The organism is Achromobacter insolitus, assembly GCF_002209555.1.
Lineage (GTDB): Bacteria > Pseudomonadota > Gammaproteobacteria > Burkholderiales > Burkholderiaceae_B > Achromobacter > Achromobacter insolitus.
The window spans coordinates 210,399-224,146 of sequence record NZ_NJIF01000001.1 but is presented as its reverse complement, the minus strand read 5'-3'; the positions used below and the strand labels follow the sequence as shown (position 1 = coordinate 224,146).

Below are 13,748 nucleotides of genomic sequence, written 5' to 3'. Positions count from 1 at the left end.
GTCGGCTTTTTCGTTCTGCTCAGTTCCCCGCTTCACGCAAGCGGCTGGGCAGCAGTTCGCCGTGCCGCGCCAGCAGGGGGTAGGCCGCTGCGCCGACCAGATGGGAATTGATGCCCTTCATGTCGCGCAGGATGTCCAGGTAGAGCGCGCCCACCTCGGCGGCGTCGACTTCGCCGCCCTTGATTTTCTGCAAGTGCGTGTCCGCGGCATTGGTTTCGATCGAGCGGAAGCGGGCCTTTTCACCCGCCAGCGCGCGGGCCTGGCGCAGGTCGTCGTTGACGAACAGGGCCGCGGCCGTGCGCTGGTTCGCGATCAGCTGGCCCAGCGTGTCGTCCAGGCTGGCACGCTGCTCGGGCGAGAAGACCCAGCCCTGCTTGCGCAGCTTGGCCACGTGGCTGAGCAGGCCGTGGTGGGCAATGTCGCCGGCATGGCCGATATTGCTGGTGAAGGCCAGGATGTCGTCCAGGCGCTGCACGTCTTCACGGGTCATGTTCTCCTGGTCCAGCGTGGCCAGGTAGGTCGTGATGGCGTTCTCCAGTTTGTCCAGCGCGACGTCGAGCTGCCGCGCCTGCACCATGCGGTGGCGGTTGTCGCGCTTGAAGCCGGCGCGGGCATAGAGCAGCAGGGTTTGCAGCATGTCGGCCATGCGCAATGCTTCGCGTGCGGCGTTGCCCAGGGCCACGGCGGGCACGTCGTGGGCCCACTCGTCCAGGTACTGGGGACGCGACGGGTCGTTCGGGTCGGCGCGCTTGGGCAGCCAGCGTGTCAGCAGGGCGGCATAGGGTGTCAGCAGCGGCAGGAACACCAGCGCGATGACCGCGTTGAACAGCGTGTGGAAATTGGCCACGGCGCGGGCCGGGTCCGCCGCCAGTTCGCTCATCATCGGCTGCAGATAGGGCAGCAGCATCAGGCCGGCCAGCACGCCCAGCACCCGGGTCAGGAGGTTGCCCAGCGGCAAGCGGCGGGCAGCGGGGTCATCGCCGGTTACGCCTTCGATCATGGGATTGATGGCGGTGCCCAGGTTGGCCCCCAGTACCAGGGCAAAAGCAACATGCGGGGCCACCATGTGATGGCTTGCCAGCGACATGACCAGCACCACTACGGCCACGCTGGAGTGCGCGGCCCAGGTGAAGGCAGCCGCCAGCAGCACGGTGGCCACCGGCTGGGTCGCCAGCGCGTCCAGGATCATGCCCAGCATGGGCGCGGTCTGGAAGGGCTGGAACAACTCGACCAGCTGATGCAGGGACAGCAGCAGCAGCCCCAGGCCGATGAAGACGCGGCCCAGGTCGCGCGTGCGGCCCGGCGGATAGCGGCGGAACATCCAGACCCCCACGAGGATCAGGATGGGGGCGAGCGAGGTCAAGTCAAAGGACAGCAGTTGGACGATGAGCGTGGTGCCGACATTGGCGCCCAGCATGGCGGCCAGGGCCGGCGCCAGCCCGACGACGCCACCCGCCGCGAAACCGGTGATCATCAGGCCCGTGGCGGTGCTGCTCTGCAGCGCGGCGGTAATGCCCAGCCCTGCGGCGAAGGCCCGCAGCCGGGTGCCCAGGGCCTTGCCCAATGCCGCGCCGAGCGCGGCCCCAAAGGCGCGTTGCACGCCTGTCTGGACCATGTGCACGCCCCACAGGAGCAGGGCGACGTAGCCGGCGAAGTCAAGCAGGGTAATAAGTCCGGACATCCTGGCGTGTTTCCATTCTTTTTATGACAAGAAATAATTCTGTAATGATCGCATGCGCGGCACGGGCGGGGGAACCTGTCCCTTCAATACAGCATACGCCTTACGCAACAGGAGGCTAGCTGCGCGCGGGCTGGCCTGCGCGTATCATTGCCCCATCAATCGCTGATGTACTGGAGTTTTGCGTGGCCGTTTCCGTTTTCGACCTGTTCAAGATAGGCATAGGTCCGTCTAGCTCCCATACGGTGGGGCCCATGCGGGCTGCCCTGTTGTTCGCGCAAGGCCTGGAGCGTGACGGACTCATGCCCAGTGTGGCCTCCGTGCGCGCCGAGCTCTACGGATCGCTGGGCGCCACGGGCAAGGGCCACGGCACCGACAAGGGGGTATTGCTGGGTTTGATGGGCGAAGCGCCCGACACCGTGGATCCCGCCGCCATTGCCGGCATGATCGCGTCGGTGCGCGCCAGCCGCCAATTGCCGCTGCTGGGGCGCTATCCGGTTCCTTTCGTGGAAAAGGAACACCTGATGTTCTACCGCCGCGAAGCCATGGCGGAGCATCCTAACGGCATGAAGTTTCATGCTTTTGACGCCGACGGGGCATCGCTGCGCGAAGCCCGCTATCTGTCGGTGGGCGGCGGTTTCGTAGTGACGGCTGGCGCCTCCAACAGCCAGGTCATCGCAGCGCACGATCAACTGCCGTATCCGTTCCGCATGGGCCGCGAGCTGATGGCCATGTGCAGCGAAAGCGGCCTGTCGGTGGCGCAGCTGATGATGAAGAATGAACTGACCTGGCGCGACGAGGCCGAGGTGCACGCCGGGCTGGACCGCATCTGGCAAGTCATGCAGGACTGCGTGTCGCGCGGTTGCGGCATCAATTACCCCGAAGCCGACGGCGAACTGCCCGGCCCGTTGCGCGTGCGCCGCCGCGCTCCCGAGCTGTACCGCAACCTGACCCAGCGGGCCGAACGCACCTTGTCCGATCCCTTGTCCGTCATGGACTGGGTCAATCTGTACGCCATGGCGGTCAACGAAGAAAATGCAGCCGGCGGCCGCGTGGTGACGGCGCCGACCAACGGCGCCGCCGGCATTATCCCGGCCGTGCTGCACTACTACGACCGTTTCGTGCCCGGGTCCAATCGCGACGGGGTGCGTGATTTCCTGCTGACCGCGGCCGCCGTGGGGCTGCTGTACAAGTACAACGCCTCATTGTCGGGCGCCGAAGTCGGCTGCCAGGGCGAGGTCGGCGTGGCCTGCTCGATGGCGGCGGGCGGCCTGGCGGCGGCCTTGGGCGGCACGGTCGAACAGGTCGAGAACGCGGCAGAAATCGGGATGGAGCACAATCTGGGCCTGACCTGCGACCCGGTGGGCGGGCTGGTCCAGATTCCCTGTATCGAGCGCAATGCGATGGCCTCGATCAAGGCCGTCAACGCCGCGCGGATGGCGCTGCGGGGCGATGGCCAGCACTACGTGTCGCTGGACTCCGTCATCAAGACCATGCGCGAAACCGGCGCCGACATGAAGACCAAGTACAAGGAAACCGCGCGCGGCGGCCTGGCGGTGAACATCGTCGAGTGCTGAAGGGCGCGGCTGTCTTTGCGGAGGGCGTCCAGGCAACCGGCCGCCCTGCCGCGGGCCTGGCTGGTTAGATCACGCGCGCATTCTGCAGCGCGGCGATACGGGCCGGAATCGGCGGGTGCGAGGCGAACATGGCGGCCAGGCCGCCCTTGCCGGTGATGCCCGAGGCTTCGAAGGACTTGGGCAGTTCGCCCGGCTCCAGGCCGCCCAGGCGGGCCAATGCGCGGATCATGGGTTCGCGGGCGCCCATCAGGTGGGCCGAGCCGGCGTCGGCGCGGTATTCGCGCTGGCGCGAGAACCAGGCCACGATGATCGAGGCCAGGACGCCGAAGATGATTTCACAGACCAGCACGGTGATGTAGTAGCCCGGGCCGATGCCGCGTTCGTTCTTGAACACGGCGCGGTCGATGAAGTAGCCGACCACGCGCGCGAGGAACACCACAAAGGTGTTCACCACGCCCTGGATCAGGGTCAGCGTGACCATGTCGCCATTGGCGATGTGGGCGACTTCGTGGGCCAGCACGGCGGCGACTTCTTCTTCGCTCATGCTTTCCAGCAGGCCGGTCGACACGGCGACGAGGGAGTCGTTCTTGAATGCGCCGGTGGCAAATGCGTTGGGGGCGCCTTCATAGATGGCGACCTCCGGGCGGCCGATGCCGGCGCGGTCGGCCAACTGGTGCACGGTGTCGACCAGCCAGGCTTCGCGTTGGTTGCGGGGCGAGTTCGGGTCCAGAACCTGGGCGCCGGTGCTCCATTTGGCCATGGGCTTGCTGATCAAGAGCGAGATGATCGCGCCCGTGAAACCCACCACCGCCGAAAAAATCAGCAAGGCATTCAGGTTCAGGCCATTGGCGGTGATGTAGCGGTCCACGCCCAGGATGCGCAGCGTGGCCGACAGCACGAGCATGACGGCCAGGTTGGTCAGGACGAACAAGACAATGCGTTTCATGTTTTTTGTGTTCCTCTGCGAGCAGGATATGCCGGGATTCGACATCGCGGCGGCCCGCCAGTTCCCCGACTCGCCGGCGCCGCTTCCGGTGACGGAGAGTATAGTATCGCTTTCCCTTATTCCTCCTCACTTTTCCCTTAGCGTAGACCCCCATGCAGGCACTTTGGATGTTGCTGGCGTCCGCCATGTTCGCCATCATGGGTTCGTTCGTGAAACTCGGCACCGAGCACGGCGCCTCGTTGCCGCAAGTCGTGCTTTTTCGCGGACTGCCCTCGGTCATCCTGCTGCTGATCTGGGCCCGGGCCGGCCGCCAGTCCATCATTCCCGTCAGCTGGAAACTCCACCTGTGGCGCAACCTGTCCGGCGTCACGTCCATGTGGCTGGGGTTCTTCGCCATCGCCCATCTGCCCCTTGCCACCGCCACCAGCCTGAACTACACGGCGCCGCTGTTCATCGCCTGTTGGATGCTGGGGTGGGGCGGCGCGCAGCGCGACCCCGTGCGCATCCTGGCGGTGGCATTGGGTTTCCTGGGCGTGATCGCGGTGCTGCGCCCCAGCATCAACGAGGACCAGTGGCTGGCCGCGCTGTTGGGGATGACCGCTGGCGCCATGTCCGCCATCGCCATGATGCAGATCCGCCAATTGGGCCGGGTCGGCGAACCGGAATGGCGCACGGTGCTGTTCTTCTCCGTGGCGGTTTGCGTGTCCAGCCTGGCCGGGCTGGCGTTCGAAGGGTGGGGCCAGGCCGATTGGACGGGCTACCTGTCGCTGCTGGGCGTGGGCCTGTCGGGCCTGTTCGGTCAGTTGGCCATGACGCGCGCCTTCGGCCTGGGCTCGGCGCTGCTGACGGCGGCGCTGCAGTACAGCACCATCATCTTCGCGGCCCTGCTGGGCATGGGATTCTGGGGCGAACAGCTGGACGCCCTGGCCTGGGCCGGCATGGGCCTGATCATTTTCGCGGGTCTGCTGTCGATATGGCGCACCATGCGCGACCCCAAGCCGGCCTGATCCACGGTCGCCACCTTCCCTCACAGGAGCACACCGAATGACGATGACCCTGATTTCCGCCGCCGACCTAGCCAAGCGCCTGGACGCGCCCGACGTGCGCGTGTTCGATGTGCGGCACGATCTGAGCAACCACGCCGCGGGCCGCCAAGCTTACGATGCCGGCCATATTCCCGGCGCGCGCTACCTGGACCATGAAACCGAGCTGTCCGCGGCCCGCACCGGCAAGAACGGCCGCCATCCGTTGCCCTCGCGCGCCGAACTGGCCGCGCTCATGGCTGCCCACGGCGTGACGCCCCAGACCCTGGTGGTGGCGTATGACGGCAGCGGCGGCATGTACGCGGCGCACCTGTGGTGGATGCTGCGCTGGATGGGACACGATCAGGTGGCCGTGCTGGATGGCGGCTGGCAGGCATGGACCGCGGCCGGGCTGCCCACCACGACCGTACCGGCTGCCCCCGTGCGCGCAGGCCAGCCGGTCGAACCCGGCCCCTCGCTGGCGGCTGCCGTGGATGCCCGGACGGTGCTGGAGAATATCTCCCGCCCCGCGTTTACCGTGATCGATGCGCGCGCGGCCAACCGTTACCGCGGCGAAGTCGAACCCATGGACCCGGTGGCCGGCCATATCCCTGGCGCCCTGAACCGCCCCAATGGCGAGAATCTCCAGCCCGACGGCCGTTTCAAGCCTGCCGAACAGTTGCGCGAGGAGTTCGCCAGCCTGCTGGACGGCCGAGATCCTGCGGCCATCGTGCACCAGTGCGGGTCCGGCATCACGGCTTGCCACAATCTGCTGTCCATGGAGATCGCGGGCCTTTCTGGTTCGCGGCTGTACCCGGGATCCTGGAGCGAATGGTGCAGCGACCCGTCCCGCCCGGTGGCCAAGGGCGCATAGGTCCTCAAAGCCAGGGAGCATGCCCTGGCTTTTTTTATCGGCGTCCTCGACCGCCCGGCTCGGCTCGCGCATTGCCGTCGGCGAACACCCTGGCTCCAAGAAAGTCCACCAGCGCCCGCACTTTAGGTGACGGCTGCCTGCTGGCGGGCCAGAGCATGTGAAAGACGTTAGTGCGTTCCACTTGCCCCGCCAGGACTTGCACCAGGCTGCCATCCGCCAAGGGTTCGCGGATGGCGAAGTCCGGCAGGTAGGCGATGCCCAGGCCTTGCAGCGCGAAGCAGGCGCGTGTCTCGATGTTGTTGCAGATCATGGAGACAGGCAGTTGCAGTTCGGGTTCGCCGGGTCCTTGCCGCACGCCCCAGCTCTCCAGCTTGCCGCTGCTGGGAAAGCGATAGTGCAAGCAGCTGTGATGCAGCAGGTCGGCCGGCGCCTTGGGGGCGCCCCGGCTGGCTAGATAGGCGGGCGAGGCGACCAGCAGAATTCGGAATGTGCCCAGGCGGCGTGCAGACAGGCGGGAGTCGGCGGGTTCACCCGTGCGCACCACGGCGTCGAAACCTTCTTCGATGACATCGACCATGCGGTCAGTGAAGTCCAGGTCGAGTTCGATTTCGGGATAGGCGCGCATGAACTCGCCCAGCACCGGCAGCACCAGCCCGCTGACCAGCGGCAGGCTGACGCGCAAGCGTCCTCTCGGGGCGGCGGCTGCGTGTGACAGTTCCAGTTCGGCCGCCTCGATCTCGGCCAGGATGCGGCGGCAGCGCTCCAGGAACAGGATGCCCTCGGCCGTCAGCGTGACGCTGCGCGTACTCCGGTGGAACAGGCGCACGCCCAGCTTGTCCTCGAGCCGCGCCACGCTCTTGCCAATAGCGGATGCCGACACGCCGAGAAGTCGGCCTGCGGCCACGAAGCTGCGTGTTTCTGCCACCTGTACGAACACGACAAAGCCATTGAGGCTTTCCATCTATTTCCTCGATTGCGGACATTTGGTTCAGCATAAGAAGGAAATGTAGCCTACTTTTTCTTTAATCGCGGGGCTTTTATCGTCTCGGCACCAAGCTTCAACGAGATGCCTGACATGAAGAAATCGACGAATTCACCGCGCCCGCAAACTGCGTACGCGCATCCCGCAGCCCCTCGCGACCGGCTGCCGCTGGGCTCGCTGCTGGCGCTGGCCATGGCGGGCTTCATCACCATCCTGACCGAGGCGCTGCCTGCCGGACTGCTGCCGCAGATGGCGCAGGGCCTGGCCGTATCCCAGGCCAGTATCGGCCAGACCGTGACTATCTATGCGATCGGCTCGCTGGTGGCGGCGATCCCGCTGGTCGCCGCCACCCGGGGCGTGCGGCGGCGGCCGTTGCTGCTGATGGCTATTGCCGGATTCGTGTTGGCCAATACCGTGACTGCGCTGTCATCCGGCTATGTGCTGACGCTGGCTGCACGCTTCCTGGCGGGCGTGTCGGCGGGGCTGTTGTGGGCGCTGCTGGCCGGTTACGCCGCCCGCATGGTGCCCGCGCACCAGCAGGGGCGGGCGATTGCTGTGGCGATGCTGGGGGCGCCGCTGGCGCTGTCGCTGGGCGTGCCGGCCGGAACCTTCCTGGGTGCGCTTTGGGGCTGGCGCGCGGGCTTCGGCATCATGAGCGGATTGGCGTTGATGCTGATGGTCTGGGTGCGCCTGCGGGTGCCGGATTTCGCGGGACAAGCCCGGGGCCGGCAACTGCCGCTACGACGCGTATTCCTGCTGCCCGGCGTGCGTCCGGTGCTGTTCGCGGTGCTGGCTTTCGTTCTGGCGCACAACATCCTCTATATCTACATCGCGCCGTTCCTGGCATCGCTAGGGATGGCCGCAAGCACCGAGCTGGTGCTGCTGGTGTTCGGACTGAGTTCCCTCGTCGGCATTTGGGTGGTCGGGACGCTGATCGACCGCCATCTGCGGGTGCTTACCCTGGCCTGCATCGCGCTGTTCGGCCTGGCCGCGTTCGCGCTGGGTACCGGGGGCGGCATGCCGGCCATGCTTTATCTATCGGTTGGCGCTTGGGGCGTGGCGTTCGGCGGCTCGCCGACGCTGTTCCAGACTGCGTTGGCCAAGACGGCGGGCGAGGCCGCGGACGTTGCGCAGTCCATGCTGGTGACCGCGTGGAATACGGCGATTGCCGCGGGCGGCGTGGTCGGTGGCGCGTTGCTCGAACGCGTGGGAGTGGCCGCATTCGTGCCGGCGCTGCTTGCTCTGCTGGCGGCGACGCTGGCGGTCGTCTGGACCGCCAGGACGCACGGCTTTCCCGCCAGCCCTACCAAATGGCAGCCAGCTTGACCCGCCCGGAGACGCTCTCGGCGATCTCCAGGAAGTGGTCCAGGGGCGGTGTGGCCAGGCCGGGAACCTTGGCCATGTCGTCCCAGCGCCTCAGGCGAATCGCATCCGGCGCGCCCGGCATGCTCGCGAATTCCACCGCCTGGCTCGCATCGAAACTGCCCCCCTGCAGCGCCAGGCTGCGTTTCGAATCCTCCGAAAGCGACGCTTCATATTGCGGTTCCACATAGCAGAGGTAACGCTTGGCCTCCACATGCAGCCGGATCGGATCGAGCACCGCCGAGCTGAACAGGCCGCGCAGGAAGGGCAGCACGAAATACTGGTGTTTGTCGTCGATACCGCGCAGCGTAGGGGTGCCCGGCCTGTCGGCGATGAGGTGGCCCAGGTCATGCAGCAGGCTGGCGGTGATCAAGTGCGCGCTTGCGCCGTGGCGTTCGGCCAGCGCCGCGGTCTGCAGCGCGTGTCGCAGATGACTGACGGATTCGCCGTCATAGGAGCGGTGCCCGCGCTCCAGGAAAATCTGCTCGATATCTTGCAAGGTCAAGGCCATGGTTGTCTCCTGAGTGGCCGCATAGGGGAGGGCGGCGCTCAGCCGGCGGCTGGCGCCATCTCCAGAAAGCGCGCGATAAGCTGCACCGGTTGGCGCTCGCGCAGGCAGTACAGGTATTCGTGCATCACGATGTCGGCGCCCTCGATGTCCAGGGCCGCCAGATCGGGATGGGACGGGATTTCGCGCGAGGGAATCAGGCTGATCCCCAGCCCGCACAGAATGGCCTGGCGGATCGATTCGCGGCTGCCGATTTCCAGCGTGCGGCGCACGCTGACGCCAGCCGCAAGCAAGGCGTCCTCCGTCAATTGCCGCGTCATGGAGCCGGGTTCGCGCAACAGCAGCGCGTGATCGGCCAGGTCCGCCAGGCAGAGGCGACCATGGCGCGCGAGAGGGTGATCGCGGTGCGTTACGACACGGATGGGGTCGGCGGCGATCATGCGCCGGTACAGGTGCTTGTCATCCATCAGAAAAGACGACGTGGCAATCTCGATCCGATAGTCATGGAGCGCTTGCAGCATGCTCTGCGAGTTGCCGATGGCCAGGGTCAGATCGATACCCGGGTAGCGCTGGTTGTAGGCGCGCACCGTGTCCATGATGTAGTAAGGGCCGGTGGCGCCGATGCGCAGATTGCCCTCGCGCAAGTCACTGGCGTCGCGCAGGCGGAAATCGATCTCGGTTTCCTGCTGGACCAGCTTTTCCACCATCGGCATCAGGCTGTGGCCGGCATCGGACAGGCGCATGCCGCGGCCCTGGCGGTGGAACAGCTCGACGCCGTAGCGGGACTCCAACTGGCGCAATTGCCCCGTCACCGTGGGCTGGCTGACTCCCAATTGGGCGGCAGCCTTGGTGACGGTGCCGCAGCGGGCCACGGCGTAGAAGGATTTGAGTTCGGCGACAAGCACGGTGCAGGGGGCGGAATAGGGGCGCAATGCGCAAGACCGCCAGTACACCAAAATAATTTGATGTTTTTATTACTGCATTTGCGCGAAGTGTCATAAACACTCAATACGCGTCTTCCATACTGCCTTCGTTCCCAAACCGGAGGCCCCATGGCCGAACGCGATACCGCATTTCTCTCTGTCAGGCATCTTGTGAAGCGCTTCGGCAGCCATACCGCGCTGTCGGACGTCTCGCTCGACATCCGTGCCGGGGAACTGGTGTGCCTGCTGGGTCCCTCGGGCTGCGGCAAGACCACCTTGCTGCGCGCCATCGCGGGCCTGGAACGCCAGGACAGCGGCACGATCGTGCTGTCCGGCCGCGATATCTCGCACGCCGAACCGCAGGCGCGCGACTACGGCATCCTGTTCCAGTCCTATGCGCTGTTCCCCAACCTGACCGTGGCCCAGAACGTGGCCTACGGCCTGAGCGGCAAGCGCGCGCATCGCAACCACGTCGCCAACCGCGTCGAGGAAATGCTGACGCTGGTCGGGCTGGCCGGCGCGGCTGGAAAGTATCCGGGACAGATCTCGGGCGGGCAGCAGCAGCGCGTGGCCCTGGCGCGCGCGTTGGCGCCGTCGCCCTCCCTGCTGTTGCTGGACGAACCCATGTCGGCCCTGGACGCCCGCGTGCGCGAGCATCTGCGCATCGAACTGCGGGCCTTGCAGAAGCGCCTGTCCATCACCACGCTGATGGTCACGCACGACCAGGAAGAGGCCATGGTGATGGCCGATCGGATCGCCGTGATGAATGGCGGAATCATCGAGCAATACGGCACGCCCCGAGAACTCTATCGCCAGCCCGGCTCGGCCTTCATCGCCGATTTCGTGGGCGAGGCGAACTGGCTGCCGTTCGAGCGCGTCGATGCGCACCGTGCCCGCGTGGGCCGGCAGGAGCTGGATGTGGATGAGGCGCTGGGCGCCGCCAGCGGCAAGTTGTTCGTGCGGCCGGAAGCGGTGCGCGTCAGCACCGCGCGTCCGGACCAAGCCAACGCTATGCTGGCCGACGTGCTGGACGGCGTGTTCCTCGGCCGTGGCTACCGCCTGGCCCTCCGCCTGGAAGGCGTGCCCGGCAGCACGGTGCATTCCATCGTGCCCCCCGAAATTGGAGACGCCCTGCTGGGCCCTCACGCTGCCAGCCGCTGCTGGGTGGAGCTGCCGCGCCATGCGATACGCGCCTACGCTTGACCCCGCCATGAGCCATTCCTCCAAGCCGGGCCCCGCGGCTGCGGGCAGCTTCGCTGCGCCCCTGCCGGCGCTGGGCCGCCGTCCGCTGCCGGCATGGATCGGCGCCTGCGGCCTGAGTGCGGGGCAGGGCGCCCTGGCGCTGGGCCTGCTGCTGTTCCTGGCGCTGCCGCTGGCCGCGATCCTGATCAAGTCCGTGACGGACAGCGATGGCGCCTGGGCTGGCCTGTCGGTACTTGCGGGCATCATCGGCGGCGACGGATTCATGAGCATGGTCGGGCGCAGCCTGGCGGTGGGCGTCGTGACCACGCTGCTCGTCGTGCCGTGCGCCTACGGATTCGCCTACGGCCTGACGCGCACGCGCCTGCCGGGCAAGGGGCTGCTGCGCACCATCGCCTTGCTGCCTTTGCTGGCGCCGTCCCTGCTGCCGGGCATCGCGCTGGTGTATCTGCTGGGCAACCAGGGCCTGCTCAAGGGCCTGACCGGCGGCGCGACCATCTACGGTTTCTGGGGCATTGTCGTGGGCGAGGCGTTCTACACCTTTCCGCACGCGCTCATGATCCTGTTGACCGGCCTGGCCCTGGCCGACGGCCGCCTCTACGATGCGGCGCGCGCCATGGGCGCAGGCCCTTGGCGAACTTTCCTGACCGTGACGCTGCCGGGTACCCGCTATGCCGTGTTTTCGGCCTGCTGCGTGGTATTCACGCTGACCGTGACGGACTTCGGCGTGCCCAAGGTGGTTGGCGGCGATTACAACGTGTTGGCGATGGAGGCCTACAAGGCCGTGGTCGGCCAGCAGAACTTCCCCAAGGGTGCTGCCATCGGCATCCTGTTGCTGCTTCCCGCGATCCTGACCTTCGCCCTGGACCGGCGGTTGCGCGCCCGCCAGGGCGCCCAGATGAGCGGCCGGGCCCAGCCCTATGCCGCAGGCGTCCACCGCCGCCGCGATGCTGCCTTCCTGGCGCTGGCCGGCGTGCTGGCGGCATTCCTGCTGCTGATTATCGGTGTGGCGGTGTGGGCCTCGTTCGTGAAGATGTGGCCCTACAACTTGTCGATGTCGCTGCGTTCGTATGACTTCGACAATATGGACGGCGGCGGGTGGCTGGCCTGGCGCAATAGCCTGAAACTGGCGTTCTGCACCGCGCTGGCCGGCACGGCCGTGGTTTTCACGGGCGCCTGGATGATGGAAAAGGTGCCGGCCCGCAGCTCGGTCACGCGGGGCCTGCGCGGCATGGTCGGCATGTTGGCGCTGATGCCCATGGCCGTGCCGGGCCTGGTGCTGGGCCTGGGCTATATCTTCTTCTTCAATAGCCTGTCGAACCCGCTGAACGTTCTGTACGGCACCATGCCGCTGCTGGTCCTGTGCACCATCGTCCATTTCTACACCAGTGCGCATCTCACGGCGGCCACGGCGCTCAACGCGCTGGACCCCGAGTTCGAAGCTGCCTCCGCCTCGCTGAAGGTGCCGCGCCTGACGACCTTCCTGCGCGTGACGCTGCCGATGTGCCTGCCCGCCGCGCTGGATGTGGCCCGCTATCTATTTGTTTCCGCCATGACGACGGTCTCCGCGGTAGTGTTCCTGTACAGCCCTTCGACGGTCTTGGCCGCGGTCGCGGTGCTGAACATGGACGACGCCGGCTTCATCGGCCCTGCCGCCGCCATGTGCACCGTGATCATGGCCAGTTCGGCCGTCGCCGCCTTGGTCCTGCACCTGGCAAGCCGCGCGCTGGTGGCGCGCAGCCAGGCCTGGCGCCGCCCCGTGGCCCATTGAACGAATTTATTGAAGGATGACTCTCATGACTGTTTCGCCTTTGCCCGTCCGCCTGGAAGCGGTGATCTTCGACTGGGCCGGCACGCTGGTCGACTTCGGCTCCTTTGCGCCCACCAAGGTGTTCGTGGATGCGTTCTCGCAGTTCGGCGTGGAAATGTCGCTGGCCCAGGCGCGAGGCCCGATGGGCATGGGCAAGTGGGACCACATCCGCACGCTCTGCAACGATCCCGTGATCGCCAGCCAGTACCAGGCGCAGTTCGGCCGCTTGCCTGGCGATGACGATGTGACCGCCATCTACGAGCGCTTCCTGCCGATGCAGCTGGAAAAGGTCGCGCAATACTCCGCGGCGATACCCGGAGCGGCCGAGCTGCTGCGCGCCCTGCGCCAGCGTGGCCTGAAGATCGGCTCGTGCTCGGGCTATCCCGCCAGCGTCATGCGCCGCGTGGTCGAGCGCGCCGCCTCCGAAGGGCTGGAGCCCGATTGCATCGTCGCCAGCGACGACGTGCCGCGCGCGCGCCCGGCCCCCGCGATGGCCCTGAAGAATGTGATCGAGCTGGGTATCACCGACGTGGCCGCCTGCGTCAAGGTCGACGACACCGCGCCCGGCATCGAGGAAGGGCGCCGCGCCGGCATGTGGACGGTGGGCCTGCTGCTGTCGGGCAACGCCGCCGGCCTGACGCTGGAGGAATACCTGAGCCTGGACGAAGCGGGTCGCCAGCAAGCGCGCACCGCCGCCAGCCAGGAACTGTCGCCCGTCGCGCCGCATTACCTGATCGACACCGTTGCCGACCTGCCCGCCGTGATCGCCGACATCGAATCCCGCCTGTCCGCGGGCCAGCGTCCCTAACCGTTCTTCTCCCTGATTGCACCGCTTGCCGGGGCCGGTTCCGACCCGCCCCGGGGGC

Annotated in this window: 12 protein-coding genes; 7 read left to right on the top strand and 5 right to left on the bottom strand. The window is 66.8% G+C overall.

Annotated elements, in window-relative coordinates; all coding sequences use genetic code 11:
• Window positions 1–19: 19 nt before the first annotated feature.
• On the bottom strand, window positions 20–1,681 hold the full coding sequence (locus tag CEY08_RS01060; RefSeq protein WP_042792597.1) for a Na/Pi cotransporter family protein: 1,662 nt from the start codon (window positions 1,679–1,681) through the stop codon (window positions 20–22).
• A gap of 182 nt (window positions 1,682–1,863) precedes the next feature.
• Between CEY08_RS01060 and CEY08_RS01055 the strand changes: the two genes are divergently transcribed.
• On the top strand, window positions 1,864–3,255 hold the full coding sequence (locus tag CEY08_RS01055; protein WP_042792598.1) for an L-serine ammonia-lyase: 1,392 nt from the start codon (window positions 1,864–1,866) through the stop codon (window positions 3,253–3,255).
• Window positions 3,256–3,319: 64 nt separating this feature from the next.
• Here the strand turns inward: CEY08_RS01055 and htpX are convergent, their stop codons facing one another.
• Window positions 3,320–4,201 (bottom strand): protease HtpX, encoded by an 882-nt coding sequence (htpX, locus tag CEY08_RS01050; protein WP_042792599.1) that lies wholly within the window; start codon window positions 4,199–4,201, stop codon window positions 3,320–3,322.
• A gap of 152 nt (window positions 4,202–4,353) precedes the next feature.
• Here htpX and CEY08_RS01045 point away from each other — a divergent pair, with 152 nt between their 5' ends.
• Together CEY08_RS01045 and CEY08_RS01040 are read left to right on the top strand one after the other, a co-directional pair.
• The gene (locus CEY08_RS01045; protein ID WP_042792601.1) at window positions 4,354–5,208 is read left to right on the top strand and encodes a DMT family transporter; all 855 of its coding nucleotides are present in this window, start codon (window positions 4,354–4,356) and stop codon (window positions 5,206–5,208) included.
• A 37-nt stretch (window positions 5,209–5,245) separates the two neighbouring features.
• Window positions 5,246–6,097, top strand: a complete 852-nt coding sequence (locus CEY08_RS01040; RefSeq protein WP_042792602.1) for a sulfurtransferase — start codon at window positions 5,246–5,248, stop codon at window positions 6,095–6,097.
• A gap of 34 nt (window positions 6,098–6,131) precedes the next feature.
• Here the strand turns inward: CEY08_RS01040 and CEY08_RS01035 are convergent, their stop codons facing one another.
• Window positions 6,132–7,058 carry a LysR family transcriptional regulator gene (locus tag CEY08_RS01035; RefSeq protein ID WP_076815627.1) on the bottom strand — a complete coding sequence of 309 codons (927 nt, stop codon included), beginning with the start codon at window positions 7,056–7,058 and terminating at the stop codon, window positions 6,132–6,134.
• Between the two features lie 114 nt (window positions 7,059–7,172).
• Here CEY08_RS01035 and CEY08_RS01030 point away from each other — a divergent pair, with 114 nt between their 5' ends.
• Complete coding sequence (locus CEY08_RS01030; RefSeq protein ID WP_164794424.1) at window positions 7,173–8,405, top strand: MFS transporter; 1,233 nt, start codon at window positions 7,173–7,175, stop codon at window positions 8,403–8,405.
• Here the strand turns inward: CEY08_RS01030 and CEY08_RS01025 are convergent.
• Entirely contained in the window at window positions 8,383–8,952 is a 570-nt protein-coding gene (locus CEY08_RS01025; RefSeq protein ID WP_063961840.1) for a phosphonate degradation HD-domain oxygenase, read from the bottom strand. The genes CEY08_RS01030 and CEY08_RS01025 overlap by 23 nt on opposite strands.
• 38 nt (window positions 8,953–8,990) lie before the next feature.
• Window positions 8,991–9,854: a LysR family transcriptional regulator gene (locus CEY08_RS01020; RefSeq protein WP_042796856.1), complete on the bottom strand. Its 864-nt coding sequence runs from the start codon at window positions 9,852–9,854 to the stop codon at window positions 8,991–8,993.
• Window positions 9,855–10,001: 147 nt separating this feature from the next.
• Here CEY08_RS01020 and CEY08_RS01015 point away from each other — a divergent pair, with 147 nt between their 5' ends.
• Genes CEY08_RS01015 through phnX form a run of 3 tightly spaced genes read left to right on the top strand, consistent with a single transcriptional unit; the run spans window position 10,002 to window position 13,690 of the window.
• Complete coding sequence (locus tag CEY08_RS01015) at window positions 10,002–11,075, top strand: putative 2-aminoethylphosphonate ABC transporter ATP-binding protein (RefSeq protein ID WP_063641671.1); 1,074 nt, start codon at window positions 10,002–10,004, stop codon at window positions 11,073–11,075.
• Between the two features lie 7 nt (window positions 11,076–11,082).
• The gene (locus CEY08_RS01010) at window positions 11,083–12,843 is read left to right on the top strand and encodes a putative 2-aminoethylphosphonate ABC transporter permease subunit (RefSeq protein ID WP_088607559.1); all 1,761 of its coding nucleotides are present in this window, start codon (window positions 11,083–11,085) and stop codon (window positions 12,841–12,843) included.
• A 25-nt stretch (window positions 12,844–12,868) separates the two neighbouring features.
• Window positions 12,869–13,690 (top strand): phosphonoacetaldehyde hydrolase, encoded by an 822-nt coding sequence (phnX, locus tag CEY08_RS01005; RefSeq protein WP_076815624.1) that lies wholly within the window; start codon window positions 12,869–12,871, stop codon window positions 13,688–13,690.
• The last annotated feature ends 58 nt before the right edge of the window (window positions 13,691–13,748 follow it).